Here is a 14529-nt window from a genome sequence, read left to right on the forward strand (position 1 = left end):
CCTATCTTCAGTGCGACTCAGACTAGCGGGGGTGCCGGGATGGCGCGCGACGACCACGACCACGACCATAAGCATGACCATGACCACACGCATGACCACGGCACGGAGGGCGCCTGCTGCGGTGGTGGTGGCGATGTGATGTGCGGCGATATCGGGCCGGCGGGAAATATCGATGCCGGCGGGCGCAGCTTTCGCGTCAACGGGCTCGATTGCGTCGAGGAAGTGGCAATCCTGAACCGCGCGCTCGGCCCGGCACTTGGCGGAGCCGAGCATCTGGCCTTCGATGTGATCAATGGCCGGATGACGGTGCTGGACAGCGGCAAACCCCTTTCCGACGACCGGATCATAAAGCTGGTCGGCGCCACCGGCATGTCGGCGAAACTCTGGGATGCCGACAGTGCCGCGGCCGATCAGGCGGCGCATCTGAAACGGCAGAAAACCTTTACCATGCTTTCGGGCGGGTTCTGGGCGGCCGGGTTTCTCTGGCACGCGGTGAAGGTCGGGCCGGTTGGTGCGCTGGGGCTCTTTGCTGGCCACGGCACCGTGCCGATGCCGCTGGCCGAGGTCGCGCTGTTCATGCTGGCGATCGTCTTCGGTGCCTGGCTGGTGGCGCCCAAGGCCTGGTCCTCGGTGCGCCGGCTTGCGCCCGACATGAACCTGCTGATGGTCGTGGCCGTGATCGGCGCCATCGGCGTTGGCGCCTATTTCGAGGCCGCGACGGTGGCCTTCTTCTTCTCGCTCTCGCTCTATCTCGAAAGCTGGAGCGTGGGGCGCGCGCGCAACGCGGTCTCGGCGCTGCTCGATCTGGCGCCGCCGACGGCGCGGGTGATCCGCGACGACGGGACTGAGGCCGACGTGCCGGCGGCGCAGGTGCTGGCGGGCGACCGTTTCGTCGTCCGTGCTGGCGACCGCATCGCGCTGGACGGCGAGGTGGTTGACGGCATGGGCGGGGTCGATCAGGCCCCGATCACCGGCGAAAGCGCCCTGGTGTCGAAGGAACCCGGCGATCAGGTCTATGCCGGGACCATCAACGGTGAGGGCACGCTGACGGTGCGCGCCACCCGGGCCGCGACGGATACGGTCCTGGCCAAGATCATCCGCATGGTTGGCGATGCCCATTCGCGGCGCGCCATGGTGGAACAATGGGTGGCGCGCTTCGCCCGTGTCTACACGCCGATCGTCATGGTGGCGGCGATGGTGATCGCGCTGCTGCCCCCGCTGGCCTTCGGCGGTGCCTGGTCGTTCTGGATCTACAATGCGCTGGTCCTTCTTGTCATCGCCTGCCCCTGCGCGCTGGTCATCTCGACGCCGGTGTCGATCGTCGCGGCGCTGGCCTCGTCGGCGCGAAACGGCGTGCTGATCAAGGGCGGCGCCTATGTCGAGGCGCCGGGCCGCACGACGGCGCTGGCGCTGGACAAGACCGGCACCATCACCATGGGCGCGCCGGAGGTGAAAGACCTCTATGCCCTGAATGGCACGTCCGAGCGCGACCTGCTGGCCGTGGCCGCCGCGCTCGAGGCACGCTCCTCGCATCCTTTGGCCCGGGCGATCCTGGCGCGGGCCGCGGCCGACGGCGTTCCCGCGCGCCCGGCCGAAGCGATCCGCAACGTGGCGGGGCGCGGCGTCGAAGGGGTCCATGACGGGCGGGCGATCTGGCTTGGCTCGGACCGTTTCGCGCGGGAAAAGGCGCCCGGCGCGCGGATGCCGCGCGAGGCGGTGGACCGGATCGAGGGCGCGGGCGGCACGCTGGTCGCGGTGGGGGTCGGTGATGATCTTCTTGGCTTGCTTGAACTGCGCGACCGGATCCGGCCCGAGGCGAAAGGCATCGTTTCCCGCCTTCGCGCCCAGGGCGTGAAGACCATCGTGATGCTGACCGGCGACAACGAACGCACCGCCCGCGCCGTGGCTTCCGAGGTCGGGATCGACGAGGTGCGCGCCGGGCTGCTGCCCGAGGACAAGGTGACGGCGATCGAGGAGCTGGCCGCCAGCCATGACATGGTGGCGATGATCGGCGACGGGGTGAACGACGCGCCGGCCATGGCGCGGGCGCATTACGCCGTCGCCATGGGCGCCATCGGCTCGGATGCGGCGATCGAGACCGCGGATATTGCGCTGATGAGCGACGATATCGGCAAGCTGCCCTGGCTGATCGCCCACTCGCGCCGCACGATGTGGATCATTCGCCAGAACATCGGCCTGTCGCTGGCGACCAAGGCGGTCTTTGCCGGTTTGACGGTCTTCGGCATGGCCTCGATGTGGGGCGCGATCGCGGCGGATGTGGGTGTGTCGCTGATCGTGGTGGCCAATGCGCTCAGGCTGTTGCGCGCCAGGGGCCAGGTCCCCGCTGCGCCCGGCGGCGGCACGCGGGCCGATGAAGGCGACATAGGGGCGGTCCCGGCCCATGCACACTGAAGGCAAGGAAACCGAAAGTGTCCCAAAACGGAAACAGGAAAGGCGATCATCCATGTTGTGCCCTGTCTGCGAGGTCGCGCTGACCATGTCGGAACGCCAAGGTGTCGAGATCGACTATTGCCCGCAGTGCCGCGGTGTCTGGCTTGACCGGGGCGAGTTGGACAAGATCATCGAACGCAGTGCCGCCGAACTGTCCCCCCGCACGCCCGAGCCGCAACCGCGGGGTCATGATGGTGGCCATGGCCGCCATCGCGGCAAGCACGGCGGATATCGCCGCAAGTCCTGGCTGTCGGAAATCTTCGACTAGCGGGGGCCACGACAGCTGGGAAATGGCGCGGGTTTTCTATAAAGCTATAGTCGATGTAGGAAATGGGAAGAAATGCTGAGCATCGGAACATTGTCGCGCAAGACCGGCACCAAGGTGCAGACGATCCGCTATTACGAGCAGATCGGCCTGCTGCCGGCCCCCGGCCGCACCGAGGGCGGGCAGCGCCGCTACATGGTGGCCGATCTTGACCGGCTGGCCTTTGTGCGCCATGCGCGCCAGTTGGGATTTTCGCTCGACGCGATCCGCGAACTGCTGGAGCTGTCGGACCATCCAAACCAATCCTGCGCCGAAGCGGATTCGATCGCCCAGCGGCAGTTGAAACAGGTCGAGCAAAAGCTGAAACGACTTCAGGCACTGAAGAAAGAACTGAAGCGGATGATCGCTGAATGCAGCGGCGACCGGGTGGCGGAATGCCGGGTGCTGGAAGTGCTGCGCGACCATTCCGAATGCCTGACCGATCACGACGAGATCGGCGCCTGACCGCCAAGCAGGGGAACTGCGCGGCGTTCGGTCGGTTTCGGTCAGAACGAACTGGGACGGAATGGTATGACTGCGGCCTGGATCTATACGCTCGTGCCTATGCTTCTGGGGCTGACCGCCGCGTCGATTTCCGTTTGGGTTCGCCCCGGCCCGCTGGCGATCAGCGCGATTCAGCATTTTGCGGCTGGGGTGGTTTTTGCTGCCGCAGCGGGCGAAATCCTGCCCGATATCAAGCATCAGGGATCCGCGGTGGCGACGCTTGTCGGCGGGGCGACCGGGGTGGCGGTGATGCTGCTGGTCAAACAGATCGAGGGCTACATCAAAGGCCCGGCAGGTCTGCTTGCGGCGATCGGGATCGACGTTTTGATCGACGGGCTTGTGCTTGGGATCGGGTTCACGGCGGGAGTGAAATCGGGCCTCTTGCTGACCGCGGCCCTGTCGCTTGAGGTCGCGTTCCTTGGGCTGGCACTGACATCCAAGCTTGGTGCTTCGGGCTGGAACCGGCGGCGCATAGTCGCGGTCACGGCGGGGCTGATGGCGCTGATGCCGATAGGAGCGCTTCTTGCAACACCCGTCACCTCGTTGTCGCCCCCCGTCGTCAGCGGTTTTCTGGCGTTCGGCCTGGTGGCGCTACTCTATCTCGTCACCGAGGAACTGCTGGTCGAGGCGCATGAAACACCGGATCGCCCCTGGATCACCGCGATGTTCTTCGTGGGCTTCCTGCTGCTTCTGCTGTTCGAAGAGTCTTTGGCTTGAGCAGCGCGCCCCGCGCATCGCGCGGAGCCGCCGGGTTCATCATGAGGCGGATATGATCATCTCCGGCGGGTGATCGCTTTTCTCGGGCTTGGCAACTTGGCGAAAGGGACGCACGCGGCGTTCATCGTGACGAGGTCGCGTCCACGGAACCTTGCCCTCCACGCCGTATCGCGATCCAGAGCAGCGGCAAGCCGGTGATCAGGCCAAGGCCGAACACCGCCCAAGTGGCTCGGCCGAGGTCTCCGCTGGCCGCCTCGCCGCCAAAATGCGCAAGAACGAAGCTTGCCGGGACGATGCCGGCCAGCGTGGCGAGGGCGAAGCGCCAGGCGTGCAGGCGGCTAAGCCCCGCAGCATAGCTGATCATGTCAAAGGACACGAACGGCATCAGGCGGCTTGCGAATACCGTAGTCGTCAACGCGGCTTGCGATCCAAGAAGGCCGGCATCCATGCGTTGGCCGAACACCCGCCGCAAGACACCATGCCCCAGAACCCGCGCCAGGCCGAATGCGATCAAAGCCCCGAGTTCGGCACCAATCACCACCAGCACCGTCCCCCAAAGATGCCCATAGCCGGCCCCGGCGGCCAGCGCGATCGGCGCGCTCGGGATCGGGCTGGCCACGACCGCGATGGTCATGAGCGCGACAATCACGACCGGCCCCCACAGGCCGGCGCGTGCGACCAGCATTTCCAGGCGGTCCCGGTCCAGAACGCCGCGCGCCTCGGCAAAGATCGAAGGCGCGACCAGCCAGAGGATGCCCAGGACAAGCCCGACGAGCGCGAGGCCCGAGAGAATGCCGATGCGCAAACTCATCTCAGGCCGCCGCGGGGGGCCGCGCCGGCAGGCCACGGACAGCACCCGCAACGGCCGTCAGCTTGGCATTCCCGATCGCCTGATGCGCCATCTCGGGATTGCGCGCGCCGGGAACGCGATGCCCGGGCATTTCAGCGCTAACCTTCTTCATCGTGGCCTTGGGGTCAATCTCGGCAAGGATACCATAGCCGTGGTGCGCAAGCGCCGGGCGGGCACCGGCGTCGACGGCATCGATACCCGTGCCAAAGATCGTTCGCGCGATCGCATATGTCACTGACACGTCCATCTTGCTATTTTCGAAGGTACTTGATCAGCGCGGCTATGGCCAGGACCACAAGCACAAGGGTCAGCAGACCGAAGAGCCAGCCAAAGCCCATACCAAAGCCCATCCCCATCCCGGTTCCGTTCCAGTTGGTCATCTCAATCTCCTTCGTACCGACCGTGGACTGCGCTGTCTGGACGGATATTCCGGACATATCGCGCGCCGACGACACGGTGCAGATTTGCGTTCAGGCGATGCGTCCCGATCGCTATCAGTTGCCGCCGTTCTTGCGCAGCAGCATGACGACCAGAAGCACGACGAGAACGGTGATCAGCACCATCCCGAGGCCTCCGAATCCAAACCCCATCATGGCTTGACCCTCCGGTTGCGGGCGGCGCCGGGGTGGCACCGCCGTCGAGTTCCCAAATCAGGCCGTCAATTGCCGTCACCCTTCATCATCGGCGCCGGTTGGCCCTGCGGCGCGCCGCCGCCCTGATGCGACTGCCGAAACTTCTGCATCCACTCAAGACGGTCCGCCGGGGCAGAGATTTCATCCGCCGTCACCTTGCCGTCGCCGTTCACGTCGAGCGCCTGGAAATGGCGCACGGTCGCTTGGCGGGTCAGCGCGGCGCGCAGCTGGGCAAACTCGTCGAGCGAGAGCGTGCCGTCGCCATCGGAATCATATTTCTTCAACTCCGCCTTCAGGCCGCTGCGCATCTCGTCCGGGGTGACGTTGCCGTCGCCATTGGTGTCGAATTGCTTCATCAGCGTGCCCATCATGGCCGGCCCGCCGGCCATCGTGCCGCCGCCCATCATTCCGCCGCCTTGCGTCGACATCATGCCCATCCGGCCCATCATGCCGCCGCCCATCATTCCATCGGCGCCCTGTCCGCCCATTGAGCCAGGGCCACCGCGCGGGCCGTCGTAGCCACCATTGCCGTGCATCGCGCCGGGGCCGTAGCCCTGGCCCATGCCCTGGCCCATGCCTTGGCCCATTCCCCCGCTGCCTGTCCCATGTGCCAGAACCGGTCCGCTTAGCGCGGCGGTCAGCGCCACAACCAGGCCCGTGGCCAACACCGTCTTGCGTTTCATGTCATCACCTCTCGATATGTTGGTTGCGATGACATCAATCTGCGCCCTCCATGTCGCAGAACGATCCCGGAAGCAGGCTGTTTTGTATCCATTTGTAACGGTTTCGCGGCTTGATACAGATGGCTACACACTTTTCACCGCGCCCCACCGCGAATGGTCTAAGACAAAGGCATGGAGAACGAGCCGCATATACTCATCGTCGACGACCATCGCGAGATCCGCGATGCCGTCAGCCGCTATCTGGAGCGCAACGGCTTTCGTGTTTCCTCGGCCCGCGATGCCGCCGAGATGGATGACAGGCTGCGCCGGGGGCGCTACGACCTGATCGTGCTCGACGTGATGATGCCGGGCGAGGACGGGCTGTCCGTCTGCCGCCGGCTGAGCACCGAGGGCACCATCCCGATCCTGATGCTGACCGCGCTAGGCGAAGAGACCGACCGCATCGTCGGGCTGGAGGTCGGCGCCGACGACTACCTGCCAAAGCCCTTCAACCCGCGAGAGCTTCTGGCCCGGATCAAGGCGATCCTGCGCCGCACCGAACGCCGGCCGCAGCAGGTCGGCGGCCCCGGCGGCCATGTCCTGCGCTTCGCCGGCTGGACGCTGGACACGGACACGCGGCGGCTGGTGGCCGAAGACGGGCGCGAGGAGACCCTGACCACCGCCGATTTCCGGCTGCTGACGGTGCTGCTGGCGCGGCCGCGCTTCGTGCTCAGCCGCGATCAGCTGCTCGACCTGACCTCGGGGCGCAGCGGGCATGTTTTCGATCGCACGATCGACAACCAGATCAGCCGGTTGCGCCGCAAGATCGAGCGCGACCCGGCGGCGCCCGAGATCATCGTCACCGTGCGCGGCGGCGGCTACAGCCTGGCCACCGATGTGGAGCGCACGCCATGAGACGGCCGGTTCCGCGCACCCTGCGCGGTCAGTTGATCGTCCTGATCATCGCGGCACTGGCGGTCGCCCAGGCAATCACGCTGTGGCTGTTCATCGACCAGCGCGCGCTGGCAGTGCGCTCGGCCCTGTCGCTTGAGGCTGCCGACCGGGCCGGCAACCTCGTGCGGCTGCTGTCGGATGCGCCGCCCGCCCTGGCCCCGGAAATTCTGCGCGCCGCGAATTCGCCGCTGGTGCAGTTCTCCATCGCGGACAAACCGGCGGTGGCGCAAGGGAAACAGGCTGGCCACACGCTCATCGCCAACCGGATCCGCGAGTTGCTTGGCCCGGGCGGGCCGCGGGCGATACGGGTCGAGCTGCACCGGGGCGAGGGGCCGATGCCGATGATGCCGGGCGCCTCGCCCCGGATGATGCAGATGCACGCGGCGATGAACGCCGGCCGGATGAGCGCGGTCGAGTTGTCGTTGTCTATTGCGTTGAAGGACGGGCGCTGGCTGAACATGACCTCGCGGTTCCACGATCCGCCATATCAATGGGTCTGGTCCGAAACCGCGACCTTTGCGCTGACGGCCGCGCTGCTTGGCCTGGTGCTCTGGCTGGCGCTCGGGCGGCTGGTCCGGCCGCTGGAACGGCTGGCGGCGACCGCGGATCGCATCGGACGGGGCGAGGCGGCGGGGCCGATCGACATCCGCGGCCCAGAGGAGATGCAGCATCTGGCCGCGGCCTTCGCCGAGATGCAGGCCCGGCTACAGCGCTTCATCAGCGAGCGCACCCGCCTTCTTGGCGCGCTGGGGCATGACCTGCGTTCGCCGCTGACGGCGCTGCGGGTGCGTGCCGAGATGGTAGATGACGACGAGACCCGCGAGCGGATCATCGCGATCATCGCAGAGATGCAGGAAATGGTAGAGGCGACGCTGGCCTTCGCGCGGGGCATGGCGACGGCGGAACGGGTGGACAGCGTGGAACTGTCGCTGTTTCTCGGCGCCATCGTCGACGAATTCCGCGACCTGGGCGGCGAGGTGGCCTTGCAAGGGAAGGATGCCAAGCTGCGCTTGCGCCCCAATGCGATGCGCCGCGCGCTGCGCAACCTGATCGAGAATGCCCTGCGTTACGGCCAGCGCGCGCGGATCACCGCTTCGGTCGACAAGGCGGATGCGTGGATCACCATCGACGACGATGGCCCCGGCATCCCCGATGCCAGCCTTGAACGCGTATTCGACCCGTTCGTTCGCCTGGAAGGCTCGCGCTCGCGCGAGACCGGGGGGACCGGGCTGGGGCTGTCGATCGCCCGCACCATCGTCCATGCCCATGGCGGCGAGATCACCCTGCGCAACCGTCCCGAAGGCGGCCTGCAGGCCCAGATCCGCGTTCCTCTTGGCGCGGGTCAGGTGCTGCAGGGGGCCGGCGTGGTTACCCCATAGCCGCCCGGCGCTACCCTTCGGCACTACTCCTGTCCGACCATTTTGACGCGGTGCCCGGCGAACGGCCGTTCAGCCCGACGGATTTCAAGCTAAGACACGACCCGCGCCCCGATTGACACCGTACCATGGTACGGAGTTTAGGTTGGCACCTCGGAGGAAAGCGCAGATGACAGGTTGCAGCATCGGGAGGGCCGCCCGGGCCACGGGCGTCAATGTGGAGACCATCCGTTTCTACGAGCGGCGCGGCCTGGTGCCGCAACCGCCCCGGCCAACCCAGGGCTATCGCGAATACGGTGCCGAGACGATCGAGCGGATCCGTTTCATCCGCCACGCGCAGCAGATCGGGTTTTCCCTGAACGATATCCGCGAATTGCTGGCGCTGCGCACTGATCCTGGAAGCGATTGTTCCGAGGTGCGGTTGCGGGCGGTGGCCAAACTGGGCGACGTCAACGCCAAGATCTGCCGGCTGCAACAGATGCGGGCCGCGCTCGAGACGCTGATCGCTGCCTGCCCCGGCCAGGGCGCCGTCGGCTCCTGCTCGATCCTGAACGAGATCGCCCGGCAAAACCTGCGACCAGTGGGCTCGATCCATCCCGCGAAGCCAACTGCAAAGGGGCCTGTCGCCATGATAACCACGGAATTCATCGTCGACGGGATGCATTGCGGCGGCTGCGCAAAGACCGCCACCGCGCTGCTGAGGCAGGTGCCGGGTGTGCGCAAGGCCGAAGTGACCTATCCCGAAAAGCGCGCCCGCGTCCTGCACGACCCGGATCAGGCGAGCGCTGCCGATCTGCACGCGGCGGTCGGGCAGACGGGCTATGTGGTCAGGGACCTCGGCGCATGATCCTTTCCGGTGCGACCGGGTTGCTGCTGATCCCGGCCGGGCTAGGCCTGTTCGGCTTTGTGGAGCCCTGCTCGATCGGCACCAGCCTGATCTTCCTCAAATATCTCGAAGGAAAGAGCCCGGCGGCGAAATTTTCCGAGACACTGCTGTTCGGGTTGACCCGCGCGATCTTGATCGGGCTTTTGGGTGCGATTGCGGCCTACGCCGGTTCTACCTTCCTGGGGTTTCAGCGCGGCGCCTGGCTGGTCCTTGGCCTACTTTATATCTGTCTGGGCGTGCTGATCTTCACCCGCCGGGTGGGGGCGCTGATGGTAGCTCTGGGGCCCGGGCCGGGCTGGCTTGCCGGGCGGCGCGGCGCCTTGGGGCTGGGGCTGCTGTTCGGGCTGAACATCCCGGCCTGTGCGGCGCCGCTACTTCTGGCGCTGCTGGCGGGCGCGGCGGGTGGCGCGCTGTCGCCGCTGGCGGGGTTCGTGGCGCTGGCCGTCTTCGGATTTTTCCTGTCGGCGCCGTTGATCGTCCTGGTCCTGATCCCTGCCGCGCAGCGTCGCCTTGACCGGCTCGCCGCGCTGTCGGGCCGCTTTGTTCGGCTTGCCGGCCTGGTCCTGATCGGGTTGGGCGCCTGGTCGGTGTGGTTCGGCCTGTTTGTCGATATCGCCGCCAACACGGCGCGCTGACTAGGCCTTTGCGATGATTGTCGCTCGTAAGATGGATGAAACATCGCCTATCCGGGGCGACGAGCGCGCCGAGCGCGCGTATCCGGGCCCGCACCGGCGGGCAGCATTTCGCCCTGCCCCGGCACCATCGAAAAGGCTGTGGGCCGTCAGCCTGACGCACGAACAGGCGCTGGCGGAATGTGACCCGAAATTGCCCCGGCCCGAGGCACTTCTGCAGATCCTGCGGGGTATCGCCTACACGATCCACGACCCAACTAGCCGCGCCCCTTGGAGAAGGAAGAGCATGAGATCGATGCACGAGGGCCGCCACTTTCTGGTGGTCGTCGCCTTCAGCCTGCTGGCGACCGCGTTGATTGCCTTCCCGCGCGGTCCGGCGTCTGCTTGATTTTCAGCCCGATGCTGCCGCTTGCGGCAAGGCGCGGCTAGGCTTTCGTGCCGCCGCCGTACGGTTTTGCGCCCGATATTCGCCGGGCTCGGCGTGGCGGCGATGAGGCATCCCTGCGCGGTCGGCATCGACAAGGTGCATGCCTTGGTCTTGCCGGAACAGAAAGTGGATCTGATCCGCGATCTTCAGCAAGGCGCCGCACCGCGATGGTCGGGGACAGGATCAACGACCCACCTGCCCCGATGCGGCCGGATCTCGGCGGTCATCGCGGCGTGCGCGATCGGCCGTTCGGGTTATTGCAAGCTGCCATAGAACATATCGCTGGCCATCCTGTTCAATGGTGTGGGCGCGCCGCTTGTCGCGGCCGGCCTGATTTTCCGGGCCATTCCGGCACCGTCAGGCCGCGCGAAATCCGGGCCTGACCCGATTTCTGGTTGGGGCACTGCCGGTGTGGCTGAGGGCGAGTCCCAAGCGGGGCCGCGAAAATTCAGTGGCTTACGTGACGTTTCCGGCCGATCGCCCTGGGGTGTGTCACTCTCCGGCCAGCGTCCGCAAGACGGCGCAATCCGGAACGGTTTCGCCGGAACATCTGGCGGCGGTATCGGCAAGGACGGCCTCGATCCTCGCGAGATCGGCGATCTTCGCGCGTATGTCGACCAGGTGGCGCTCGGTCCTGGCCTTGACATCGGCGCAGTTGGGGGCGGTGCCGTCCTCTAGCCCCAGAAGCCCGCGGATATCGTCCATCCCGAAACCGAGTTCGCGGGCGCGCAATATGAACCGCAGACGCGTGACATGATCCGGGGTGTAGATCCGGTACCCCGCGGCCGTGCGCGGGGGGTCGGGCAGGATGCCGGTCTTTTCGTAATATCTGATCGTCTCGATATTGCAGCCGGTCACGCGCGCCAGCTCTCCGCGCGTCAGGCCCATCTCCGCCTTGTGTTGGCGCATGACGCCTTTTCCTCTTGAGCCTGTACCTCCTACAGACCGTACATAGACTTGGTCGGATGCTCAAGGAGAGTCGCATGACCGAACCCGATACCCCCCGGGTCGACACGACCCCGCCGAACCGCAGGGGCCTTTTCGCGGCGCTCGGCATGTTTGGGGCGCTCCTCGCCTCGGCCTGCTGCATCGTGCCTCTGGTTCTGGTGACGCTGGGGATCTCTGGCGCCTGGATCAGCAACCTGACGGCGTTGGAGCCCTACAAGCCCTTGACCTCGGGGATCGCCATCTTCTTCATCGCGGCGGGTTTCTGGCATGTCTATTTCCGCGCCAGACCCGACTGCGCAGACGGGTCGTATTGCGCCAAGCCGCAATCCTCTCTCATCACCAAGACCGCCCTTTGGGCTGCAACGTTGCTGGTCCTGTTGTCGATCACCGTGAACTGGTGGGCGCCGCTGTTCTACTGATCCCACGCCCCGAACCCGGCCCGAATAGGAGACACCGCATGAAGCGTTTCGCAATCCTCGCGCTGAGCGCGCTTTCGCTTGGAAGTCCGGCCCTGGCGCCGATGGCCATCGCCCAGTCGGCAACCCCGGTCGCGGCGAGCCAGGCCACCGCCGATTTCTACATCGCCAACATGACCTGCGCGCTTTGCCCAGTGACGGTCAAGGCCGCCATGGGCAAGGTCAAGGGCGTGAAGTCGGTCAAAGTCGACTTTGCGGCACGCAGTGCGCATGTCGTCTACGACCCCAGGCAGACCAATGCGGCAGCCATCGCCGCGGCCTCCAAGGAAGCGGGCTACCCCGCCACTCCTAAAGGCTAAGGACATGCGCGATGACTTCCACGGCGGATTGTTGGCGACGGCCATCGCCGCCCCTGTCGTGGTGATCTGCTGTGGTGGTGGCGGCGTGATCCTCTCTGCCATTCTTGGCGGAATTGGCGGCTGGCTGACCGGGCTTGGTGGGATCGCCGCGCTGACCGCGGCCCTTGGCGCCGGGCTGGTGGTTCGGCAAGTCCGCCGCAAGCGGCCTGTCCGGCGCGGTCGGATATCTTGATGTCATGTTAGGGCGCCGGAAAGACCCTCGGCGCGCATCTGATCAGCCTCGGGCGCCAAGAAGCGGATCACCCCGGCCGCCATGGCGATGGGCGCCCGGCAGACCGCCAACCAGATCAAGGCGATGATCTGCGCCTGCCCCAGCTACGCCTCCGGTCCGGGGTCGATGGTGTGAATTGTGAAACTTGATCGGACGCCCTGCGGGCCCGGTCGCGACGAAAAGGATATGATGATGGACCAGATGGTCGAAACGCACGATTGCTGCGCTACGAAAGATGATGGCGGCGACGCCTATGACCTGATCGTGGTGGGGGCCGGCTCGGCCGGATTTTCGGCCTCGATCACGGCGGCCGAGGCCGGCAAGCGGGTGGCGCTGGTCGGGCATGGCACGATCGGCGGCACCTGCGTCAACGTCGGCTGCGTGCCGTCCAAGGCGATGATCCGCGCCGCCGAAGCCGTGCACGGCGGCGCCTCCGCCGCGCGCTTTCCCGGGATCGAGCCCTGCACCCATTCCGTGGACTGGCCCGCCGTGGTGAAGGGCACCGCCGATCTGGTCGGCGAGATGCGGCACAAGAAATACATCGACCTTCTGCCAGCCTATGACAACGTGACCTATATCGAGGAAGGCCCGGCGCGGCTGATCGAGGGCGGCGTCGCCGTCGGTGGGCGGGTGCTGTCGGCCCCGTGCGTGTTGGTCGCCACCGGCTCGCGCCCGCATATGCCGGCGATCGCGGGGATCGACGGCGTCGACGTGCTTGATTCCACGGCCCTTCTGACCCTGCCTGAGCGGCCCGAAAGCATCATGGTGCTGGGTGGGGGCTATATCGGCTGCGAACTGGCCCAGATGGCCGCGCGGCTGGGGGCGAAGGTCACGCTGGTGACGCGTTCGCGGCTTCTGCCGGGCGCCGAGCCGGAAGTGGCCGAGGCGCTGACCGAGGCGCTGCGGGCCGAAGGCATCGCGATCGAGACCGGCCTGAGCTATGCTTCGGTGACCCAGGGCGCCCAAGGTGTCACCCTGACGATCGACCGCGACGGCAAGACCGAAACGTTGCGCGCCGCGCGTCTGGTCGCGACCACCGGCCGGATCGCCAATTCCGAGGGGCTGGGGCTGGAGGATCTGGGCATCGAGACCGATGCGCGCGGCGCAATCAAGGTCGGTCCCGACATGGCGACCAGCCGCCCCGGCGTTTGGGCTGCGGGCGATGTCACCGACCGCGACCAGTTCGTCTATATGGCGGCCTATGGCGCCAAGGTGGCGATCAACAACGCCTTCGGGCTGGAACCGATGCGCTATGACAACGCCGCGATGCCCTGGGTCGTGTTCACCGACCCGCAAGTGGCGGGCGTCGGCCTATCGGAGGCACAGGCGAAGACGGCGGGGTACGAGGTCAAGACCAGCGTGATCACGCTGGACAACGTGCCGCGCGCCGCCGCCGCCCGCGATACGCGCGGGGCGATCAAGCTGGTGGCGGATGCCGGGACCGATCGGTTGCTGGGCGGCCAGATCGTGGCGCCGGAGGGTTCGGATACGATCCAGACGCTGGCCATGGCGTTGAAGTTCGGGATGACCACCAAGGCGCTTGGCGACACGATCTTCCCCTATCTGACCACGGTAGAGGGGCTGAAACTTGCCGCCCAGACCTTCGACAAGGACGTGGCGAAGCTGAGCTGCTGCGCGGGGTAAGTTCGATCGAGACGCGGAAACCACAACTTTGCGGAAGGAAATTCTCATGACACCGAAACGTCAATCCGTCGGCCTTGCCGGGTCGCTCTTCGTCAGCGCGTGCTGCCTGGGCGCAGGGCCCATCCTTGCCGGGCTTGCCGCCGCCCTGGGCTTTAGCGCCTTCCATTCCATCCTGAATGTCTATGTGCTTTTGCCGCTCATGACGGTCTCGGTGTTGTGGGTTGTCTGGAACCTGCGGATCCAGGGAAACGCCCTGGCCGGATCGGCCCTGCGCTATCCTCCGTTCTGGAGCGGGTTGATCGGCGGATCGGTGGCCTGGGTCGGCGTTCTTCTGCCGCATGTGGTCGCCGGAACCAAGCATGTGGGGACCGATCTGATCATCGTCGGCATGGCGCTGTTCATCGGCGCCTCGCTTTGGAGCGTGATCGACCAGCGCCGCCGTCTCGGCGCCTCGGCCCGTTCGGCCTGAGCGCGAGGTGAAAGCGGCACGGCCCCG

18 protein-coding genes are annotated in these 14529 nt (G+C 66.4%); 14 read left to right on the forward strand and 4 right to left on the reverse strand.

Features of this window, described 5'->3' with window-relative positions; translation table 11 throughout:
- Window positions 1–39 precede the first annotated feature (39 nt).
- From BLV97_RS13375 to BLV97_RS13390, 4 genes are all read left to right on the forward strand, one after another.
- Window positions 40–2412, forward strand: a complete 2373-nt coding sequence (locus BLV97_RS13375; RefSeq protein WP_081825220.1) for a heavy metal translocating P-type ATPase — start codon at window positions 40–42, stop codon at window positions 2410–2412.
- Window positions 2413–2464: 52 nt separating this feature from the next.
- Entirely contained in the window at window positions 2465–2719 is a 255-nt protein-coding gene (locus BLV97_RS13380; protein ID WP_035846982.1) for a TFIIB-type zinc ribbon-containing protein, read from the forward strand.
- Between the two features lie 72 nt (window positions 2720–2791).
- On the forward strand, window positions 2792–3220 hold the full coding sequence (locus tag BLV97_RS13385; protein WP_035846985.1) for a MerR family transcriptional regulator: 429 nt from the start codon (window positions 2792–2794) through the stop codon (window positions 3218–3220).
- A gap of 66 nt (window positions 3221–3286) precedes the next feature.
- A complete protein-coding gene (locus tag BLV97_RS13390) occupies window positions 3287–3976 on the forward strand; it encodes a ZIP family metal transporter (protein WP_035846988.1) in 690 nt (229 codons plus the stop codon).
- 121 nt (window positions 3977–4097) lie between these two features.
- Here BLV97_RS13390 and BLV97_RS13395 read toward each other — a convergent pair whose 3' ends face one another.
- Window positions 4098–4787 (reverse strand): TVP38/TMEM64 family protein, encoded by a 690-nt coding sequence (locus tag BLV97_RS13395; RefSeq protein ID WP_035846991.1) that lies wholly within the window; start codon window positions 4785–4787, stop codon window positions 4098–4100.
- On the opposite strand from BLV97_RS13395, the gene BLV97_RS21225 reads away from it, so the two are divergent.
- A complete protein-coding gene (locus BLV97_RS21225; protein WP_160169208.1) occupies window positions 4774–5064 on the forward strand; it encodes a hypothetical protein in 291 nt (96 codons plus the stop codon). The genes BLV97_RS13395 and BLV97_RS21225 overlap by 14 nt on opposite strands.
- Before the next feature lie 13 nt (window positions 5065–5077).
- Here BLV97_RS21225 and BLV97_RS21805 read toward each other — a convergent pair whose 3' ends face one another.
- Window positions 5078–5206, reverse strand: coding sequence for a hypothetical protein (locus tag BLV97_RS21805; RefSeq protein ID WP_280138189.1), 129 nt, complete (start codon window positions 5204–5206; stop codon window positions 5078–5080).
- Between the two features lie 278 nt (window positions 5207–5484).
- Window positions 5485–6141: an EF-hand domain-containing protein gene (locus BLV97_RS13410; RefSeq protein WP_051646349.1), complete on the reverse strand. Its 657-nt coding sequence runs from the start codon at window positions 6139–6141 to the stop codon at window positions 5485–5487.
- Between the two features lie 171 nt (window positions 6142–6312).
- Between BLV97_RS13410 and BLV97_RS13415 the strand changes: the two genes are divergently transcribed.
- The 4 genes from BLV97_RS13415 to BLV97_RS13430 all read left to right on the forward strand — a co-directional run bounded on the left by BLV97_RS13415 (window position 6313) and on the right by BLV97_RS13430 (window position 9971).
- Complete coding sequence (locus BLV97_RS13415) at window positions 6313–7035, forward strand: response regulator (RefSeq protein ID WP_035846997.1); 723 nt, start codon at window positions 6313–6315, stop codon at window positions 7033–7035.
- Window positions 7032–8453, forward strand: coding sequence for an ATP-binding protein (locus BLV97_RS13420; RefSeq protein ID WP_092164099.1), 1422 nt, complete (start codon window positions 7032–7034; stop codon window positions 8451–8453). Before BLV97_RS13415 ends, BLV97_RS13420 begins: the two co-directional genes overlap by 4 nt.
- 166 nt (window positions 8454–8619) lie before the next feature.
- Window positions 8620–9297: a MerR family transcriptional regulator gene (locus BLV97_RS13425; protein WP_035847021.1), complete on the forward strand. Its 678-nt coding sequence runs from the start codon at window positions 8620–8622 to the stop codon at window positions 9295–9297.
- The gene (locus tag BLV97_RS13430) at window positions 9294–9971 is read left to right on the forward strand and encodes a cytochrome c biogenesis protein CcdA (protein ID WP_035847024.1); all 678 of its coding nucleotides are present in this window, start codon (window positions 9294–9296) and stop codon (window positions 9969–9971) included. The genes BLV97_RS13425 and BLV97_RS13430 overlap by 4 nt, the downstream gene beginning before the upstream one ends.
- A gap of 916 nt (window positions 9972–10887) precedes the next feature.
- Here BLV97_RS13430 and BLV97_RS13440 read toward each other — a convergent pair.
- Window positions 10888–11304 carry a MerR family transcriptional regulator gene (locus BLV97_RS13440; RefSeq protein ID WP_035847029.1) on the reverse strand — a complete coding sequence of 139 codons (417 nt, stop codon included), beginning with the start codon at window positions 11302–11304 and terminating at the stop codon, window positions 10888–10890.
- Window positions 11305–11378: 74 nt separating this feature from the next.
- Here BLV97_RS13440 and BLV97_RS13445 point away from each other — a divergent pair, with 74 nt between their 5' ends.
- The 5 genes from BLV97_RS13445 (at window position 11379) to BLV97_RS13465 (ending at window position 14502) form a co-directional block, all read left to right on the forward strand.
- Window positions 11379–11762 carry a mercuric transporter MerT family protein gene (locus BLV97_RS13445; protein ID WP_035847030.1) on the forward strand — a complete coding sequence of 128 codons (384 nt, stop codon included), beginning with the start codon at window positions 11379–11381 and terminating at the stop codon, window positions 11760–11762.
- A gap of 38 nt (window positions 11763–11800) precedes the next feature.
- Window positions 11801–12118: a cation transporter gene (locus BLV97_RS21230; RefSeq protein WP_176992657.1), complete on the forward strand. Its 318-nt coding sequence runs from the start codon at window positions 11801–11803 to the stop codon at window positions 12116–12118.
- 4 nt (window positions 12119–12122) lie between these two features.
- Window positions 12123–12350, forward strand: coding sequence for a hypothetical protein (locus tag BLV97_RS13455; protein WP_244521027.1), 228 nt, complete (start codon window positions 12123–12125; stop codon window positions 12348–12350).
- A gap of 231 nt (window positions 12351–12581) precedes the next feature.
- On the forward strand, window positions 12582–14033 hold the full coding sequence (gene merA, locus BLV97_RS13460; RefSeq protein WP_092164106.1) for a mercury(II) reductase: 1452 nt from the start codon (window positions 12582–12584) through the stop codon (window positions 14031–14033).
- Window positions 14034–14079: 46 nt separating this feature from the next.
- Window positions 14080–14502, forward strand: a complete 423-nt coding sequence (locus BLV97_RS13465) for a hypothetical protein (protein WP_035847039.1) — start codon at window positions 14080–14082, stop codon at window positions 14500–14502.
- The last annotated feature ends 27 nt before the right edge of the window (window positions 14503–14529 follow it).

Source organism: Allgaiera indica, assembly GCF_900106675.1.
Taxonomy (GTDB): Bacteria; Pseudomonadota; Alphaproteobacteria; order Rhodobacterales; family Rhodobacteraceae; genus Acidimangrovimonas; species Acidimangrovimonas indica.

Excerpts from the sequence above, each read along its gene's own strand:
- BLV97_RS13375 (WP_081825220.1), top strand. The coding sequence starts at position 40 with ATGGCGCGCGACGACCACGACCACGACCATAAGCATGACCATGACCAC.
- BLV97_RS13380 (WP_035846982.1), top strand. The coding sequence starts at position 2,465 with ATGTTGTGCCCTGTCTGCGAGGTCGCGCTGACCATGTCGGAACGCCAA.
- BLV97_RS13385 (WP_035846985.1), top strand. The coding sequence starts at position 2,792 with ATGCTGAGCATCGGAACATTGTCGCGCAAGACCGGCACCAAGGTGCAG.
- BLV97_RS13390 (WP_035846988.1), top strand. The coding sequence starts at position 3,287 with ATGACTGCGGCCTGGATCTATACGCTCGTGCCTATGCTTCTGGGGCTG.
- BLV97_RS21225 (WP_160169208.1), top strand. The coding sequence starts at position 4,774 with ATGCGCAAACTCATCTCAGGCCGCCGCGGGGGGCCGCGCCGGCAGGCC.
- BLV97_RS13395 (WP_035846991.1), bottom strand. The coding sequence starts at position 4,787 with ATGAGTTTGCGCATCGGCATTCTCTCGGGCCTCGCGCTCGTCGGGCTT.
- BLV97_RS21805 (WP_280138189.1), bottom strand. The coding sequence starts at position 5,206 with ATGACCAACTGGAACGGAACCGGGATGGGGATGGGCTTTGGTATGGGC.
- BLV97_RS13410 (WP_051646349.1), bottom strand. The coding sequence starts at position 6,141 with ATGAAACGCAAGACGGTGTTGGCCACGGGCCTGGTTGTGGCGCTGACC.
- BLV97_RS13415 (WP_035846997.1), top strand. The coding sequence starts at position 6,313 with ATGGAGAACGAGCCGCATATACTCATCGTCGACGACCATCGCGAGATC.
- BLV97_RS13420 (WP_092164099.1), top strand. The coding sequence starts at position 7,032 with ATGAGACGGCCGGTTCCGCGCACCCTGCGCGGTCAGTTGATCGTCCTG.
- BLV97_RS13425 (WP_035847021.1), top strand. The coding sequence starts at position 8,620 with ATGACAGGTTGCAGCATCGGGAGGGCCGCCCGGGCCACGGGCGTCAAT.
- BLV97_RS13430 (WP_035847024.1), top strand. The coding sequence starts at position 9,294 with ATGATCCTTTCCGGTGCGACCGGGTTGCTGCTGATCCCGGCCGGGCTA.
- BLV97_RS13440 (WP_035847029.1), bottom strand. The coding sequence starts at position 11,304 with ATGCGCCAACACAAGGCGGAGATGGGCCTGACGCGCGGAGAGCTGGCG.
- BLV97_RS13445 (WP_035847030.1), top strand. The coding sequence starts at position 11,379 with ATGACCGAACCCGATACCCCCCGGGTCGACACGACCCCGCCGAACCGC.
- BLV97_RS21230 (WP_176992657.1), top strand. The coding sequence starts at position 11,801 with ATGAAGCGTTTCGCAATCCTCGCGCTGAGCGCGCTTTCGCTTGGAAGT.
- BLV97_RS13455 (WP_244521027.1), top strand. The coding sequence starts at position 12,123 with ATGCGCGATGACTTCCACGGCGGATTGTTGGCGACGGCCATCGCCGCC.
- merA (WP_092164106.1), top strand. The coding sequence starts at position 12,582 with ATGGACCAGATGGTCGAAACGCACGATTGCTGCGCTACGAAAGATGAT.
- BLV97_RS13465 (WP_035847039.1), top strand. The coding sequence starts at position 14,080 with ATGACACCGAAACGTCAATCCGTCGGCCTTGCCGGGTCGCTCTTCGTC.